The following is a 16,004-nucleotide window of genomic DNA, read 5'->3' on the forward strand; positions in this document are numbered from 1 at the left end:
GATGAACAAGCGAAAAATGCCTGGCTAAATTAACGCACAAATGTTAGTTATTGTCCGGTTAACGAAAATTGACCAGCTTCATTTGACCAGGACGGTGCACAAAGCCGAAATTCCATTACGTATATTGGCACAATTTTTACACACGAGTCTTACAAAAAACCGTCACTAATCGAGAACATGAAAAAAATTACCATACTGATACTCACACTATTCAGCTTCTCTGCCTTCGCGCAAAATACTGCTATCATTACGCTTTCCGTTTCCAAGCAAGGACCTGTGAACGTGACGCTGATCAGCGAGGATGTTCACTTCCACCCCAATCTGGGCATTGGGCTGGCTGATGCGAAACTGGAACCTGTTATGGCGGTTAACTTTGCTGAAAAAGCAAGTGAGAAAGCAGTAATACAGCTCAGCAAACCCCAGATGATGCGGCTGCAGTACAGCGGCAACGGGCTTAATAAAACCTGGATGCTTTTCATGCAGCCGGGCGACGACCTGACCATCAATTTTGCAGAAAACAATGATATAACTTTCTCTGGCAAGAATGCGAATTATCAGACTTTCCTGAAAAACTACTTTCTCGAAAACCAATATCAGTACCTGCCTGTATTTGGCTATAAACCTTCTCAAATCGACAACAAAAGCGTGATCGCCCAGAGCGACAGCTTGAAGAAAGTGCGGCTGGAAGCTTACGAGAAATTCAAAACCACCAATCCGGCTGTACCTGCATTTGAAGCTTACGTGCTCGCGACTACCGCCACGGAGCCTGCTACCACCCGCAGATTGATACAGGAAAGAATTATGCGTCGCAACCGTGTCGGGCAACTCGATGCCACACAACGTAAAGAGTTGGAAGATGCCACACTTGCAGATTTCAAAATTATGCCCGACGACGCATTACTGAGCCAGGCGTATCGTGATGAGCTCCGTAACTGGGCGTTAATTCCATCTACCCGAAAATATCCGCTGAATTCTCAGACGCGTTACGAGATCAGTCCGGAAGCATTGAAAGATGTATACGCATTCAGCAAAGAACAATTGGCGCAGTATCCCAAACAACGGGAATACCTGCTTACTTACTGGCTCAACTACGCTGCTACTGCAATCCCGAACGTAGAAACTGCTAAAACGCTGCTCGCAGATTATAAAACGACTTTCCCGCAATCTGAAAACGCGGCCTATATCGCGAAATTAATTGATACAAAATCTGCATTGCAGCCTGGCGCGCAGCTCGCGGATGTTACCCTGCTTGCACCCGACAGCAGCGCAGTGACCGTTGCTTCTTTGCAGGGAAAGCCGGTTTGCATGGTATTTTCTTTCAGCATCGGTCAGCACGAGCCTGGCCTGAAAGCTTTGGAAGATAAGTACGGATCGAAAGTGACTTTTGTTTACGTCTCCGTGGCGCCTGGTATTCCGCTTGCTACCTGGAAACAATATGCAAAAGAGCGGCCGAATGTGAAGCATTTGTGGGCTTCGGATGAAAATATAGAGGTTTTGAAAGACAAATACGCGATCGATATTCGCTACCCGTTTCTAGTCGCCGACGCTTCCGGCAAGATCGTCAACCGCTGGATACCGCAGGAATTTCCGGACAACCCAACACTGGCAGCTGAATTGCAGAAAGTTGCGAAATAGAAATGAAAGCGCGGAGAAGTTATCCGCGCTTTTTTTATGCAAAAACCCGGATACTGTGCAGAGAATCTACCTGCTGGTAGTCGATGTGCAAGTCATAATTGTCACAGATCTGCTTCACACTAGCAAGCCCCGCACAAAGACTTTTATAATCGTGCTGCATTTTGGAGGACATTTTTAGCATTACCTCGTTAAACTCAGATAATTCGCTGTCTGCAAGTTCCAGCTTTCTGTTTTTGGTCCAGTCAAATCCTTGAGTTTGTGAGGGGAGACTTTTTAAGATACCTTCAAACGATAAAAGCCGCTATCCGCGGCTTTCATCGTTTGAATCAAAACTTAAAATTACTTCCTGCTATACGTATCCATTGTCGCTTGCGGGAAGGTTCTCAGGATATCTGACATGGTGTTTTTAACCATTGTTTCGCGGTCTTCCTTCTTGGTTGGCGCTTTTACCTTGCCGGAAGCCCAGCCCTGCCAGATCATTCTGTCGCTGTTTTTCTGATAGATATTCAGGATAAAGCGACTTTCCTGGTAGTTATAGGTAGAAATGTTGTTTCCACCACCGTACCACCACATATAAGGCGAGTACATGTTGTTAGAGCGTACTTGCTGACGGTCTTTCACATCTGTCATAAATCTGACAATCAGTTCAGGACTCTGCTGGTCGTACTTATAACCCTTCGCTTCCATTACTTCTTTCACTGCATCACCCAGTCGTCTTCTGTTCAATTCGCTACCCAGCAGAGGGTCATTTTCCATGTTATGTTCTGCCTCTACTTTGAAGGTTTTGAATTGCTTTAAATTAACCGAGGAATCGTAATCGTAACTAACCTGAAGGGCCTGGCTGCACGCCATTATCAGCACTCCCGCCACAACCGCTACACCGGCGGATTTTATCAACTTCACTATGCTTTTCATCTTTTTGATTGAACGTTTAGTTTAACAATATATCTGACAGTTTCCGAGGGCAAAAGGTTTAAAATGATCGGAAAACAATGTATAAAACTCATTTTTTGTCAGATTGTTATGCGCGCCTATAAATTTCATACCAGCAACAAAAAAAGCGCCCGGCATAACCGGACGAGAGCACTGGGAATGTATTGCGGACCACAAACTTTTGGATCAATCTAAATGGTTTTATAGTCAGGATGAACGTAGGGGGAACGATACTCGCGCGCCAGTAATGCGGTCGCTTCTCTATCTCCAACAATTTCGCGTTTTACAGGATCATAAACAAGCGACCTTCCGGTTTTCATAGAGAGATTTGCGAGAATACAGCTGGCAGTCGAAATGTGGCCTTCTTCAATATCGGCAACCGGCTTACTGCTGTTATCGATTGCGCTCAGAAAATCAAGCATGTGAAGCCGGGTAGCGGGTGCTGCATTGAGCTCAATTCTGTCTTCTTTCAAATCTTCAGGATACTTTTCTTTTTCATAAACAACATCTTTATGGATCTTTTCGCCTTTACCCTGCGGAATGAAATCATACGCCATAGTACTTGCCCAAAGCGTGCCTTTTTCACCATACAATGTAAATGACCAGGGATAATCCGGATTATTTGGCGTTCCCCAGGTGCGATGCTGCCACACACAATTCAGTCCGTCGTATTCAAAAATGGCAGACTGTGTATCCGAGATATTGGACTTACCTTCTTTCTGAACATAAATACCTCCTGTTGAGCTGATCTTTTTGGGCCAGCCGAGTTTCAGCATCCAGCGCACCGTATCGAACATGTGCACGCACATATCTCCTGTGATCCCATTTCCATATTCCATAAATGTGCGCCACCAGCGGATGTGCGGGAGCCCGTCGTAGGGCCGCAGGGGCGCCGGACCAGTCCACTTTTCATAATCCAGAAACGCCGGAACTGCTTCCACAGGCGGGTTACCGTTGTTGCGCATGTGAAAGTAGCAGCACATTTCTACGTGGGAAATTTTGCCTAGCAGACCTGCGTCAACGATATTTTTCTTGGCATCAATTAGATGCGGCGTGCTTTTCCGCTGCGTCCCTACCTGCACTACTTTCTTATATTTTCGCGCAGCAGCTACCATAGCTTCGCCTTCCATTACATCCACACTGATCGGCTTCTGTACATACACGTGCGCGCCGGCTTTCACGGCGTCGATCATCTGCAATGCGTGCCAATGGTCGGGTGTACCGATGAGGACTATGTCCATCTCATTTTCTGCAAGCATTTTCTGGTAATCGCCATACAGCTTCGGCACTTTGCCGGATTTCTGCCGCCGGCTAACGAGTTTCCCGGCTTCATTCAACTGATTTTTGTCCACATCACAAAGCGCCAAAACCTCCACAGGAGCCACCTGGATCAACCTGAACAAATCACTTTTCCCGTACCAGCCCGTACCGATCAGTCCTACGCGCAAAGTTTTAGCCGGATTAATCAGGTCCATTCCTCTTGCGCCGAAAGTCGAAAGCGCCAGCGCCGCAGTAGCCCCATGTAAAAAGCTGCGGCGGTTGATATTGAAAGTGTTCATTCGTTACTGGTTTTATTCAAAATCAATGTGAAATGCTACTAAAAGCGAAGGCAGGTCCCGGATTTACTTTACAAAAACAGCTTGTTACTATTTATGCAACCTGACGTCTAATAGAATTGGTATCCAAGTTTTCTATGAAGTCAGAATCCTATGCGTTCACGCACGACGAATCGTGCTGCTATTTTGAATTTTTGAGTCAGGGTGAGTTTAAGGAGGATCGGAAGGTTGTCTTGTATTCCTCAATGGACTCTAACAAGTATAACTTATGCCTGGGGCATGTACTTCCAAATGGCGATCTGTGCGACTTAACAGTCAGCAATAATGGGGATATGAACAAAATTATTGCAACTGTTATTGAAACAATATCCATTTTCCTAGGCAAGGATCAGTCGCGATCAATTTATTTTACCGGAAGTACTCCATCTCGTACCCGACTTTACCGGGCGATAATCAGTCGGGAATTTCATGAAGCGAAAAAATATTATGAAATTTATGGAGTTCCGCAGACTGGGCAAGAGCCTTTCAGCGCAGATACCAACTATATAGGCTTTTCAATAACACCTAAACGCACATTAAATGAAAACAATTGATAAATCAAAGAGACGAATTCCAAGAGAGGTGATCACCTACCCTACGATCGAAGCATTCGTTGAAGCGAAGATGAAGATCGTCCGTGAACAGCTGAAAGAAGTTGATTTTTCACTTTTCGACAAGGACAAGAAGTAACTACTACTTAAAAGTGCATAATATTATGCAGCAACATCAAATCTGATATCCATCTGCTCTAACAGTTCAAGCAGTTGTTCTGTTAGCTGTTTTTTGAAATCCTTGAATTGTTGAACTGCAAGCACATCGACGTTTTCTTCCTATTCGTGCCATGCTATTGCGCTATTGGCTCTTGCAATTTTTTCCAAAGTCAGCTGAATCTCACTTTGAACTTGTTAAAAAGGTTTCATCACAATAATATTCTAATTATCCCTTTTCTAACATTCTGGCGGTTTCTCAAAAAAAAGAGTTGTCCGTCGAGACAATCTATCCAGATTTCTACTATCGACAACTTCATTCGTGAGACTAGCCCTTTGATTTCAGTGTATATTTTCGATCGCTCCTCATTAAACAAGAAGTAGTGCTCAAACGTCTCCAGATCTATCTCGATTAATTCGTACGGCATTAAATGACCATATCCGTCAAATCAAGTGTGTGCATCTTCAATTAGCGTGTTAATTAATCAGTTACGCTACTTCAAAAACTCCCCCACATTCTCCTTCGTCACCAGCTGAAAAGGAATCAGCACTTCCTTTTCAAATGCTTCCTTTTTTGCCGCTTTCACTGCTGTTTCGATTGCCTTGCTGCCTTGTTCTTTTGCATTTTGGAAGACGGTAGCGTCCAAAGAACCTTTCTTCACGGCTTGCAATGCGTCGGGAATAGCGTCTACGCTTACTACGATCACCTTATTTTTCAACCCGGCGGCTTCCAATGCTTTTACTGCACCCATTCCCATTTCATCATTGTGAGCGAAGATCGCATTGATCTGTGAGCCGTAAGATTGGATCCAGTTTTCGGTTAAAGACATTCCCTTGGCGCGGTCCCATTCGCCGGTTTGCTCGGCAAGCAGCTTTATGCCCGGGTTCGCTTTCAGGATTTCTTTTGCGCCATTATCTCTTTTTAACTGCGCCGCCTGCCCCATAAAACCGTGCATCATCAAGATATTACCCTTGCCGCCCAGCTTATCAACCAAATACCGCATCGCGATCCGGGCGGACTCCGTATCATCGGAGCCAATGAATGCAGTTGGTTTCGCAGAAGTTTCCGAGTTTACATTGATGATCGGGATATTAGCGTTCATCGCGAGCTTGACAGCCGGCGAGCTTGCCTCTACTTCGCAGGGATTCATGATAATCGCATCAACGCCTTGTGCAATGAAACTTTCCACCTGTTCCACCTGCTTCAAAGCCGAACGTTCAGCATCAACCGTGATCAGCTCCACACCCAGCTCTTTCGCCTTCGCCTCCATTTCGTCACTCACATTCACGATAAATTCATTCTGCATACTCAGCATCGTAGCGCCGATCACCAGCTTCTCGCCAGAAGATTCACCAGATTTCCCATCCGAAGATTGATTGCAACCTGACAAGAGAGCGCCGGCGATAAATGCAGCAAAAATTGAGTTGATTTTCATAAGTACTTCGACTATCGGCTTTCGGCCATCAAGAAATTAATATTTAAAATCCTCCGTTCTCCCTTTCCTCCCTTCTTCCTTCCTCCAATATTCATTCCTTCTTCCCAAACCCATCCAGCACCACTGCGCCGATGATGATAACGCCCATCACGACCTGCTGGTAATAGGAAGTTACATTGAGCAGGTCCAGACTATTGCTGATCACACCGATCAATAATGCACCTATTAGTGTTCCAGTCATCGTACCTGTTCCGCCGGAAGTACTTGTACCACCTATAATCGCTGCTGCGATCGCATCCAGCTCGAACCCCGCTCCTGCATTCGGCTGACCGGTTGTGATCCGGGCAGTGAGTAAAATCCCACCCATTGCAGAAAGTATCCCGCAAATGGTATAAACCCACATTTTTACATTGCCTACCCGAATTCCCGAAGCACGCGCGGCCGGCTCGTTCCCACCTACCGCGTACATATATCTGCCCAAAACGGTTTTGTTCAAAATCACCGCACAAACTGCAAATGCGACGATCAGAATGACGATTGGGAATGGAATACCAAAAATGTTTCCTCCGCCAATGAAGTTGAAAGTATCGGACAAATTGGAAATCGGACGGCCTTTACTAATGATCAAAGCAAGACCTCGCCCGATTGTCATCGTACCCAGCGTAACGATAAATGGGGGCACTTTGCTTTTAGTGATCACCAGCCCATTGAATGCGCCGAACAGCAATCCGCTGCCGATACCCGCTAACAAAGGAACCGCAAGAGGATAGGTATCCGGATGCGCAAAGGTAGCCGCCACCACGCCCGTCACCGCCACCATCGAACCAAGCGAAAGATCAATTCCTCCGGTAATGATCACAAACGTCACCCCGAATGCAAGCAATGCATTGATAGACACCTGCGTGCCGATAATCAGCAAATTGGAAACCGTAAAAAATCGCGGCGTACTGAAAGCCAGCACAATACAAAGAATGAGAAACGCCAGGTATATGCCGTATTGGCCAAATTTGGTGAGGCGGAAGTTTTGAGTTTGGAGCATGGGGTTACTTCGGCTATCGGCAGTCGGCCGTCGGCTTTTTTAGTTTTTATGTGGTTATACTTTCTGACAAATGAGTAATTAAGCATTTGATGGAAATAACGCAAAAAGCCGAAAGCTGACTGCCGACAGCCGACAGCCCTAAACTACCGCCCTCCTCATAATCAACTCCTGCGTCGCCTCCTCTCTTGACAACGTTGCCGTTTGCCTGCCTTTTGACAGCACGATAATCCGGTCGCACATACCCAAAATTTCGGGCAGTTCAGACGAGATCAGGACGATCGCCATTCCTTCTTCCGCCAGGTTTCGTATCAATTTATATATCTCGAATTTCGCCCCTATATCCACGCCTCTCGTTGGTTCGTCTAATATAATCAGCCGCGGAGCAGCCAGTAACACTTTACCTATCACTACTTTCTGCTGATTTCCGCCGCTCAGATTTGTCACGTTCTGGCCCATCCCGGCAGTCTTGATCCGCAAATCAGCGATCACTTGCGCAGTTGCGGCTTCTTCACTTTTGGTATCGATAAAAATGCCTTTCCGATGGCGATTCATGCTCGATAATGTGACATTATCTTTGACGGACATTCCCGGAATAAAACCCAACCCCTTTCTATCCTCGCTCACATAGCCAATGCCGCTTTTCAAGGCTTTTAATGGTGAGTTGATCTGCACGGTTTCACCCGCGATCCTGATCGTCCCCTCATCCAGTTTGTCCAAACCGTAAATCGCACGCGCAATTTCAGTCCGCCCCGCGCCCATTAACCCGGACAATCCTAAGATTTCACCTGCGTGAACGGCAAAATTGATATCAGAGAATTTTCCTTTTCTCCCCAGATTTTCGACAGACAGGATTTCTTCTTTGATCTCCCTGGTTCCTTCTGGAAATAACTGCCCGATTTCTCGTCCAACCATCATGGAAATCAGCGTGTTCTGATCCAGTTCGTCGGCCCTTTTTGTTCCAATGTATTTACCGTCCCGCAAAACAGTAATCGTATCCGAGATCCGGAAAATCTCGTCCATTTTGTGAGATATATAAATGATACTGACACCCTTCGCTTTGAGGTCACGGATCATTTTGAACAGCATCTCTACCTCTTTATCCGAAATCGCAGAGGTTGGCTCGTCCATGACAATCACCTTCGCATCGTTCGAAACAGCCTTCGCAATCTCCACCATTTGCATTTGCGCGACGCTCAGGTGCTTCATTTTGGTATTAGGAGAAATGTCGACGCCAAGCTGTCGCAGGATCTGCGCCGATTTTTTGTTGATCTCTGAATCGTCCAGCCAGGCGGGTATCCAGCTTGTTTTCGGTGCAAATGCCTTTTCTCTTCCCAAAAAAATATTCTGTGCTACGGTCAACTCCGGTATAATCAGGATTTCCTGGTGGATCATTGAGATTCCTTTTTTGAGCGTATCGCCGACATTGCTGTCGTGCAGATTTTCACCCTCAAAAATGATCTCGCCCGAATCCGGCGCAAGTAAGCCGATCAGGATTTTCATGAATGTCGACTTACCCGCACCATTTTCGCCCATCAATGCATGCACTTCCCCTCTCCGCAGATTAAAGCTGACATGATCCAGCGCCTTAATCCCCGAAAACGATTTCGAAAGTTGGTTGACAGTAAGAATAAATTCCGGCATAAGTCAATTTAAGAAGGCTTTAACCCCAACCTGAATACTCAGCAAGTGGTTAAAGCCCTTTTTTATTTTTGGCAAAAAAATGGAGTTAGCCTTCCCATTCCACGCCGGTATCCTTCCATGACTTGGAAGCCGCCGAATCGAGTACCGCTTCGCACACTTTCTGAGTTTCGTAAGCATCCTTAAAAGTAGGCGAGCAAGGTTCGCCGGTTTGCAGACTTTCGAAGAAATCGGCAGCCTGGTGAATGAACGAATGCTCATAACCAATGCTGGTCCCAGGAATCCACCAGCGCTTCATATAAGGCTGGTCGCTATCCGTAACCAGGATCGATCTCCAACCACGCACAATCGATTCGTCGCTGTGATCGAAGTATTCCAGACGGTTCAAATCGTGCAGGTCCCAGCGAATGGAAGCGTGCTCTCCATTGATTTCAAATGTATAAAGCGCCTTATGCCCGCGCGCATAACGTGTTGATTCAAATAGCCCCAGCGAACCATTTTCGAAATGGCAATGGAAAATACAGGCATCGTCGATACCTACCTTTTTCTTCTCGCCGCTGCCTGTATGTACGCGTTCTTTGATGAAAGTCTCAGTCACAGCCGATACATCTTTGATACCGCCATTGATCCACATTGCGGTATCAATGCAATGCGCAAGCAAGTCGCCCGTTACACCGGAACCAGCTGCGTCCACATCCAAACGCCACGTGGCAGCACCTCCCTGCGGTACGTCGGGATTAATCGTCCAATCCTGCAGGAAATTAGCGCGGTAATGGAAAATGCGCCCCAGCTTACCGGAATCAACGATTTGTTTAGCCAGAGTAACCGCAGGAACGCGACGGTAGTTGTACCAAACTGTATTTTTCACACCTGCTTTTTCAATGGCTTCCACCATCTGTTTGGCTTCGTCCAATGTTCTGGCAAGCGGTTTTTCGCAAAGGATCATTTTACCGGCAGCAGCGGCAGCCAATGCGATTTCGGCGTGGGTATCGTTGGGCGTACAGATATCAACCGCGTCGATATCGTCGCGCTCGATGATCCTTCTCCAATCTGTCTCATAAGAAGCGTAGCCCCACTGTTCGGCGAAAGCTTTCACTTTTTCTTCGTTACGGGAGCAAACAGCCTGCAATACAGGGCGGTATTCGAGCTCAGGGAAGAAGTCCCCGATGCGTTTATATCCATTGGAATGCGTGCGTCCCATCAGCCCGCTTCCTATTAATGCTATTCTTATTTCTTTTTTCTCCATAAAATTGATTGCTATCTATCTCTGTTCCGTCGGCTGAAGCCGACGGCAAGTGGATGTTTTTGTACGATGCTTTGCCGGATGCGGTGGCTGGTAATTTCCAATCATCCATTTCCGTCGACTTCAGTCGACGGGAGAGGCGCTGCTCCTGGGATTATGCCTCCTGGTACCAGCCGTGGGCTTTTCTTACGTTGATCAATGCAGCCAGGATATCATTCCAGGTTTGCTGATTCGTCATTACTTCGTTCGGAAACATGCAGCCGTCCCAACAGATATGGCGGAATGCTTTGGTTACTTCGCCATTTTCATCCCGCATCCAGAAACCCGCGTCTTTTGTGATATCAAGCTTGCCATTTGGATCGGTAGCCAGACAGTGACGTCCCGTTTTATCGTGCGAACCCGTTCCGTGTACCGTTCCGTCGTTTTGCGCAACGTGGAAATCGAAAGTGTACGGACGAAGCGCTGCGGTCATTTTCTTTAAACCTTCTTCCTGGGCAATGCGATCTCCCCATTGAAAACCTTCGGGCAGGATACGGTCCTCAGGCGCATTGTACCCGAGCAGGTACAGGAAAGTGTGTGACATATCCGCCTGGAAACCCATATTCGGACGGTCAACCGCTTTCAGTGTTTCAAGCATTGTTTTCCAGCTATGCATTCCACCCCAGCAGATCTCACCTTCGGCCGCCAGCTTTTCACCAAAATCAGCAGCTACGTCACATGCGCGGCGCCACGTTTCGGCGATTTGCCTGGTATTTCCGGCAGGGTCAGCGGCCCAGGCTTCGGGCGAGCAAGCCGAATCCACGCGAATAACGCCGCCTTTACGAACACCCAGGTCACGCAGTTTTTTACCAAATTCGCAAGCTATGCGGACTTGATTAACAAATTCATCGCGTGCTTCCTGAGTACCCATTGCGGAGCCCGCCCATACATTCGCAACCAAACTGCCCACTTCCAGACCCAATGCATTCAGCTTATCAGCAAGTCGCCTTGGTCCGTCCTCGGTATTCATATAAATGCCTACATGCGGATCGAACAGACCAATATCAATACCGTCGAACTTGATACCGTCTACCTCAGCAGCGGCGGTATGTTCGAGCATGGTATCAAATGAAATAATCGGCTCAGAGTCAGAGCCCTTTCCAACAATCCCAGGCCAGGTGGCATTGTGGAGTTTAGGATAATTATTTTCAGGCATGGTTTAAGAAGTTAGTTTTTAGATACTTCGGCCGTTGGCAGTCAGCTTTCGGCTTCGAAGATTATTTATTTGAAAATTGGCTTATTCCAATGATTAAGGTCTTCACCCGGCTTTTCGACTGCTGATAGCCGACCGCCGAAGTTCCCTACAACACCAAATCCGGGTTTCCTGGGCCGAAGTGTTTCAAGATTACAATCGGATCCGTTTTGGATGGATTGCTGATTACAACTCCCTGCACTGCTGCTTTTTCGCTCACAAAGAATTCATCATTTGTCAGTTGTCCGTAGCGGATCAATGCAGGGGTTTCGATATCCCACTCACCGAATTTACCGTGGCCTTGCATGACTATCATTCCGTATGCAGCAGCATCCGTGATAGTTACAGTTTGTCCGGGGAACACGGTTAGCTCCTTGGCACTATAAGCTTCGTTTTTGTAGCAAATCCAGTTTTCGCTGTATCCTTCTTCCGCCATTTCAGCTACATCTTTCACCGGTTTGGGACGCATGAAGTGCTTTTCCATCAAATTTGGGTTGACATTCAAATCCCAATCAATTACTTCCATCAACAGGTCATAATCGCCGATTCTGTCTTTAGGAGTTCCCTTCCAAAGCAATTCTTCCGGAATAACGGCCTCGTTCACAAGCGATTGATACATCGCAAAAATGTCTGATGCTTTTTGAGGCTCATAAGTACACAAGCTGCCCGGCGCATGTAGCATACCAGGAGGCACATCCCACCCTGTCCCGGGTTCCAGGCGAAATGCCTGAGAGTAGTTGGTGATCTTGTTGTCGCCCTTGGTAAAGTTCATCAGGCACTCCTTGATTTGCTCTTTTGTAGTACCGGGCGCGATACCAATGAATGTGTATGGAAAATCGCCCCCGTGGTTGTTGAGTTGAGGCGGGAAATAGTAGGCTTCCGGCTTTCCGTTTTGGCCCACCATTGCAGCGTGCTCATCTCTGTGGTGAATATGGTGCGGAAGCGGACCCATGTTATCGAAAAACTTGGAGTACATGGGCCAGCTTTTGTATTGATCCCAGAGTCTTTCTCCTATGATTTCACCTTTCAGCTCATCAACCGCGTCCCGCAATGTTACTTTCTGGACTCCTGACTCATCTTCCAAAACAATTTGGCTCAAACCTTCATTGTCGCCGGTCAGCGGTCCGTTTTCAGCCGGAGTAGTGGAAGACAGCCAACGTTCGTCGATCCCTCCTCTTTCTCCACCCAATACATAATAATCATCGGGGTGTAATTTGATCCTGCGGCCGGGAACGCAAAATGAGCGCGGCACCCACGTAGGAGCCAAACGCAATATTCCTTTTCCCTGCTCCAACGCCTTCTCAGCTATACTTGAAAGTCCCATTGTTTATATTGAAAGTTGGTTTAGTTGATTGTACTTGATTTAGTTATTGCAAGCTTCATTTATGTAATGCTTCTTATCAATGCTCCCTTCTTTGTCATGCTGAGCGCAGCTTAACAAGGTCATTTAAGCTGTCGTCACCTTCAAAAGCAACTCTTCAATCGCCTCCTTTTCAGTCAGCACATTGAGTTCGAGCTCGTAAAGTCTTGTTTCTTCCGGTTCTATGAAGATCAGCGTTCCGTCCTTCCTTGCTTTTGCTTGTCCCGACAGCGGGTGCGTGCTGGGCTCAAGGCCGGTCACGTATTCTCCTTTTCCCCAATGCTGCCAGTTGGCCAGCCAGGGCAGCTGCTCTTTTTTCCATTTCAAAGCCACAGCGAGGCCTAATTTTTCATTATGTAAACCGCAAATGCTATCCCCGAAAATATCTGCTTCCACGTCAATCAATGCTACTTCTTCTCCTGTTCCGAGGTGACTTTCGAGCGGTGCCGGGCATTTTTTAAATGGATTACCTTCTTTAAAGATCTTTGCATTTTCCTCGCCATGGCGCGGGTGCCATTTTCCGTTCCAGAGAATATCTGTACCCTCGTCGGCCAGCGGCCAGCCGAAGTTGAAATGGTACAAAAGCATATGCGGCGCCGGTGTATTCGCCCGGTTTGTGACTTCATCCTGAATGCGAATCCCGGGTTTTCCCAAGGTGGCCGATATGGTTCTTTTTAGTTCAAAACTGGGGCCAAAAGGCTTGGTTTCGCGGATTATGCCTGTTATGCTCATTTCCAGCTGACCTTTCCTCAGATCCGGCTGCACAATCGAAATAAGCTCGGCAGGTGCATTCCCGATCAAACCGTGCAGTCCGCGATCACCATACTCATCTGATTCTGGTCCGCCTGCGTGAGAAAGGCCGCAAGTGGTAAGCAGGCCGCCGCCGAAAGTCCGGAGCCAGTCGATGCCTTTATCCGAAAAAGGCTGCGGATAAGTTACGCCCACGTGACTGATCCAGGCCAGACTGTGCTCGTTATAGAATGCCTCTGCAATGTCCATTGCCCTGTCTAGCACTACCTTAAAACGCAGCCCGGTGCCTGTATTCACCCACGCGATCCGGGTACCTCGCCCCGCGCCATTGTCCAGTACAGATGTTTCAATACCACCTACCTGCGCGTGATTTGACACCTTATCTATCCAGTCCTGGTTTATTGAATCGGCACTTTCCATTATTTTTATTACTAAATAGTATAATACTAAAAGCTAAAAAGAGTATTTTTTTAATGTTCTTACAGGCTTTGTTCCCTTTTTGTCACCCTCCTGAGCGCAGTCGAAGGGCAGGCGTTTGCGCTACTCCCTTCGACTGCGCTCAGGGTGACAAGCGGGATAGCTCACGGTGACGAGGCAGTGCTGCTCAGGCTGATACGCTTTTCAACCAATCCCTCACCCTTCCATTAAAGTCTTCCGTATCCTCAAAATGAAACGCATGTCCCAGTTTTTCATACAAAAACAGCTCTGCGCCGGAGATACCTTTTGCTACTTCCTCCGCCATCCACACCGGCGTGAAAATATCTTCGCGCCCGCCAATCACGAGCGTCGGTTTATCAATTTTATGTAAATCGGGCAATGCGTTATGGTTGATGCAAGCAGCGGCTTGTCCCTCTAAACCATGTAAAGGCTGCGGAAATGCACCATAAGCATCTTGCTGCCTGCCCTGCGCGAGATCCGCGTGCTTTTCAGCATTGTCCCACGACGATTTGGAGTAGATCAGCAATTGAATGTACAAACTGAACTCCTCCGGCCTGAACCTCGCCTTGGCATTCATAATATGCTGAAAAAGCCCTTTTGCATAATTGTCGCAGCGAGCCCACGGGCACATTAATATCAGCGATTTTACCCTTTCAGGATGGCGGATTGCCAGTTGCTGTGCGATAGTACTGCCCATGGAGCAGCCGATTACATGCACATTCTCCAAACCCAGCGAGTCCAGCAGCCCCGCGTAATCATCCGCCATTTGCTCCGAGGAGTAAGGTCCGGCCGGTTTATCTGTCAACCCGACCCCGCGATTATCACCAATGATACAGCGGAAATGATGCTTCCAATCCGCCACATGCACATTCCAGACCGAACCAGGAGCTGTTATTCCCATAATCAAAAGCAGCGGCTCCCCTGAACCGCGCTCTTCATAGTACATGTTTATTGCATTGGTCTTGATGGTGGGCATATTGTTGGGGACTTCGGCTTTCGGCAGTCAGTCGTCGGCCTTTATTTTTTTAAATGTTTATCAAGATTAGGTAAGGTAGCTGGCTGCTAATTGCTAACAGCTGATAGCCGAAAGCTGATAGCCGACCGCCGAAAGCCGAAGTCACTTAAGTCCCGGCACCAGCGTTTCCCGGATCCACTTTCCGTCATGCAAAGTCACGTAATCGGGATCGTCCAGGGCTTCGGCTCCTTCGTCTTCACAGATAATCCAGCCCTTGTAATTGATATCTTTTAGCCACTGGGTTACCCCGAGCAGGTCCACATTTCCATTTCCCATCAATGCAAATTCAGGTGCTCCGTCCCAATCCTTGAAATGCACGTGGTTGATAAGCGCCTCGTACTCCTTCATTTTGGAAAGCGGGTCCATTCCCCCGTTAATAATGTGGCCAACGTCCGGCGTCCAGCCCGTAGCCGAGATATCCAGCGATTCAAGTACGATCTTGTAATCTTCCTCGGTGCGGATAATGGATGAATGGGGCGAATTGGGATGGTAACTGCACGGAATGCTTTTTTCAGCGGCCCTTCTTGATACTGTGTTGACAATATTGATGAGGTTCGCCTGGCGCTGAGCCAGGTTGTGCCGGCCACTCGGGATCTGCACTGTATTCAGGATAGCACCCGGAAAGCGCTGCAATACCCTGATCGCATGATCGGCTATCTCTCTTTCGCGCTCCGTCTCTTCGGCTTCATTCCAGTCCAATGCAAGCGCCAATGCGGCCAGCTCTATGTTTTGTTCCCTTAATTTCGCTTCCAGCAGGTCCGGATCAACCAACTCGCCCATCCAGGTGAAAATCGGCTGAATGCCACTGAAACCAGCTTTTGAAATTACCTCGATCATGTGCCCGAGCTGGCCTTCATACGTTTTACCGTTGCCGCTCATAAACCAGGTATATACCTCAGAACCGAAACGAAATGGAAGTTGTACTGACATTATTTTTAAATCTGTTTGGTCAAAAACTAAAATCAAGGTGCCTTTTTCTTCACA

Annotated in this window: 15 protein-coding genes; 3 read left to right on the plus strand and 12 right to left on the minus strand. The window is 47.5% G+C overall.

Annotation, left to right across the window (positions count from 1 at the left end):
* Positions 1–177: 177 nt before the first annotated feature.
* Positions 178–1,635 carry a peroxiredoxin family protein gene (locus tag Q369_RS0126170; RefSeq protein WP_031530674.1) on the plus strand — a complete coding sequence of 486 codons (1,458 nt, stop codon included), beginning with the start codon at positions 178–180 and terminating at the stop codon, positions 1,633–1,635.
* Between the two features lie 34 nt (positions 1,636–1,669).
* Here Q369_RS0126170 and Q369_RS29195 read toward each other — a convergent pair whose 3' ends face one another.
* The 3 genes from Q369_RS29195 to Q369_RS0126190 all read right to left on the minus strand — a co-directional run bounded on the left by Q369_RS29195 (position 1,670) and on the right by Q369_RS0126190 (position 4,127).
* On the minus strand, positions 1,670–1,807 hold the full coding sequence (locus Q369_RS29195; protein ID WP_157488322.1) for a hypothetical protein: 138 nt from the start codon (positions 1,805–1,807) through the stop codon (positions 1,670–1,672).
* A gap of 167 nt (positions 1,808–1,974) precedes the next feature.
* Positions 1,975–2,550, minus strand: a complete 576-nt coding sequence (locus Q369_RS0126180) for a DUF4136 domain-containing protein (RefSeq protein WP_031530675.1) — start codon at positions 2,548–2,550, stop codon at positions 1,975–1,977.
* A 209-nt stretch (positions 2,551–2,759) separates the two neighbouring features.
* Positions 2,760–4,127, minus strand: coding sequence for a Gfo/Idh/MocA family protein (locus Q369_RS0126190; RefSeq protein WP_031530676.1), 1,368 nt, complete (start codon positions 4,125–4,127; stop codon positions 2,760–2,762).
* A gap of 134 nt (positions 4,128–4,261) precedes the next feature.
* Between Q369_RS0126190 and Q369_RS29975 the strand changes: the two genes are divergently transcribed.
* On the plus strand, positions 4,262–4,717 hold the full coding sequence (locus Q369_RS29975; RefSeq protein ID WP_031530677.1) for a DUF6934 family protein: 456 nt from the start codon (positions 4,262–4,264) through the stop codon (positions 4,715–4,717).
* Positions 4,704–4,853, plus strand: coding sequence for a hypothetical protein (locus Q369_RS29205; protein ID WP_157488324.1), 150 nt, complete (start codon positions 4,704–4,706; stop codon positions 4,851–4,853). The genes Q369_RS29975 and Q369_RS29205 overlap by 14 nt, the downstream gene beginning before the upstream one ends.
* A 511-nt stretch (positions 4,854–5,364) precedes the next feature.
* Here the strand turns inward: Q369_RS29205 and Q369_RS0126210 are convergent.
* The 9 genes from Q369_RS0126210 to Q369_RS0126250 all read right to left on the minus strand — a co-directional run bounded on the left by Q369_RS0126210 (position 5,365) and on the right by Q369_RS0126250 (position 15,950).
* Complete coding sequence (locus tag Q369_RS0126210; RefSeq protein WP_031530679.1) at positions 5,365–6,306, minus strand: sugar ABC transporter substrate-binding protein; 942 nt, start codon at positions 6,304–6,306, stop codon at positions 5,365–5,367.
* Between the two features lie 91 nt (positions 6,307–6,397).
* Entirely contained in the window at positions 6,398–7,345 is a 948-nt protein-coding gene (locus Q369_RS0126215; protein ID WP_031530680.1) for an ABC transporter permease, read from the minus strand.
* 138 nt (positions 7,346–7,483) lie between these two features.
* Positions 7,484–8,986, minus strand: a complete 1,503-nt coding sequence (locus Q369_RS0126220) for a sugar ABC transporter ATP-binding protein (protein ID WP_031530681.1) — start codon at positions 8,984–8,986, stop codon at positions 7,484–7,486.
* A gap of 85 nt (positions 8,987–9,071) precedes the next feature.
* Positions 9,072–10,229, minus strand: a complete 1,158-nt coding sequence (locus Q369_RS0126225) for a Gfo/Idh/MocA family protein (RefSeq protein ID WP_031530682.1) — start codon at positions 10,227–10,229, stop codon at positions 9,072–9,074.
* A gap of 151 nt (positions 10,230–10,380) precedes the next feature.
* A complete protein-coding gene (locus Q369_RS0126230) occupies positions 10,381–11,421 on the minus strand; it encodes a sugar phosphate isomerase/epimerase family protein (RefSeq protein ID WP_031530683.1) in 1,041 nt (346 codons plus the stop codon).
* Between the two features lie 145 nt (positions 11,422–11,566).
* Positions 11,567–12,781, minus strand: a complete 1,215-nt coding sequence (locus tag Q369_RS0126235) for a class I mannose-6-phosphate isomerase (RefSeq protein WP_031530684.1) — start codon at positions 12,779–12,781, stop codon at positions 11,567–11,569.
* A gap of 123 nt (positions 12,782–12,904) precedes the next feature.
* On the minus strand, positions 12,905–13,987 hold the full coding sequence (locus tag Q369_RS0126240) for an aldose 1-epimerase family protein (protein ID WP_031530685.1): 1,083 nt from the start codon (positions 13,985–13,987) through the stop codon (positions 12,905–12,907).
* Positions 13,988–14,171: 184 nt separating this feature from the next.
* Complete coding sequence (locus Q369_RS0126245) at positions 14,172–14,981, minus strand: alpha/beta fold hydrolase (protein WP_031530686.1); 810 nt, start codon at positions 14,979–14,981, stop codon at positions 14,172–14,174.
* Positions 14,982–15,122: 141 nt separating this feature from the next.
* Entirely contained in the window at positions 15,123–15,950 is an 828-nt protein-coding gene (locus Q369_RS0126250; RefSeq protein WP_031530687.1) for a sugar phosphate isomerase/epimerase family protein, read from the minus strand.
* Between the last annotated feature and the right edge of the window lie 54 nt (positions 15,951–16,004).

Origin of the sequence: Dyadobacter crusticola DSM 16708, from assembly GCF_000701505.1 — a bacterium.
In the GTDB taxonomy this organism is placed as follows: domain Bacteria; phylum Bacteroidota; class Bacteroidia; order Cytophagales; family Spirosomataceae; genus Dyadobacter; species Dyadobacter crusticola.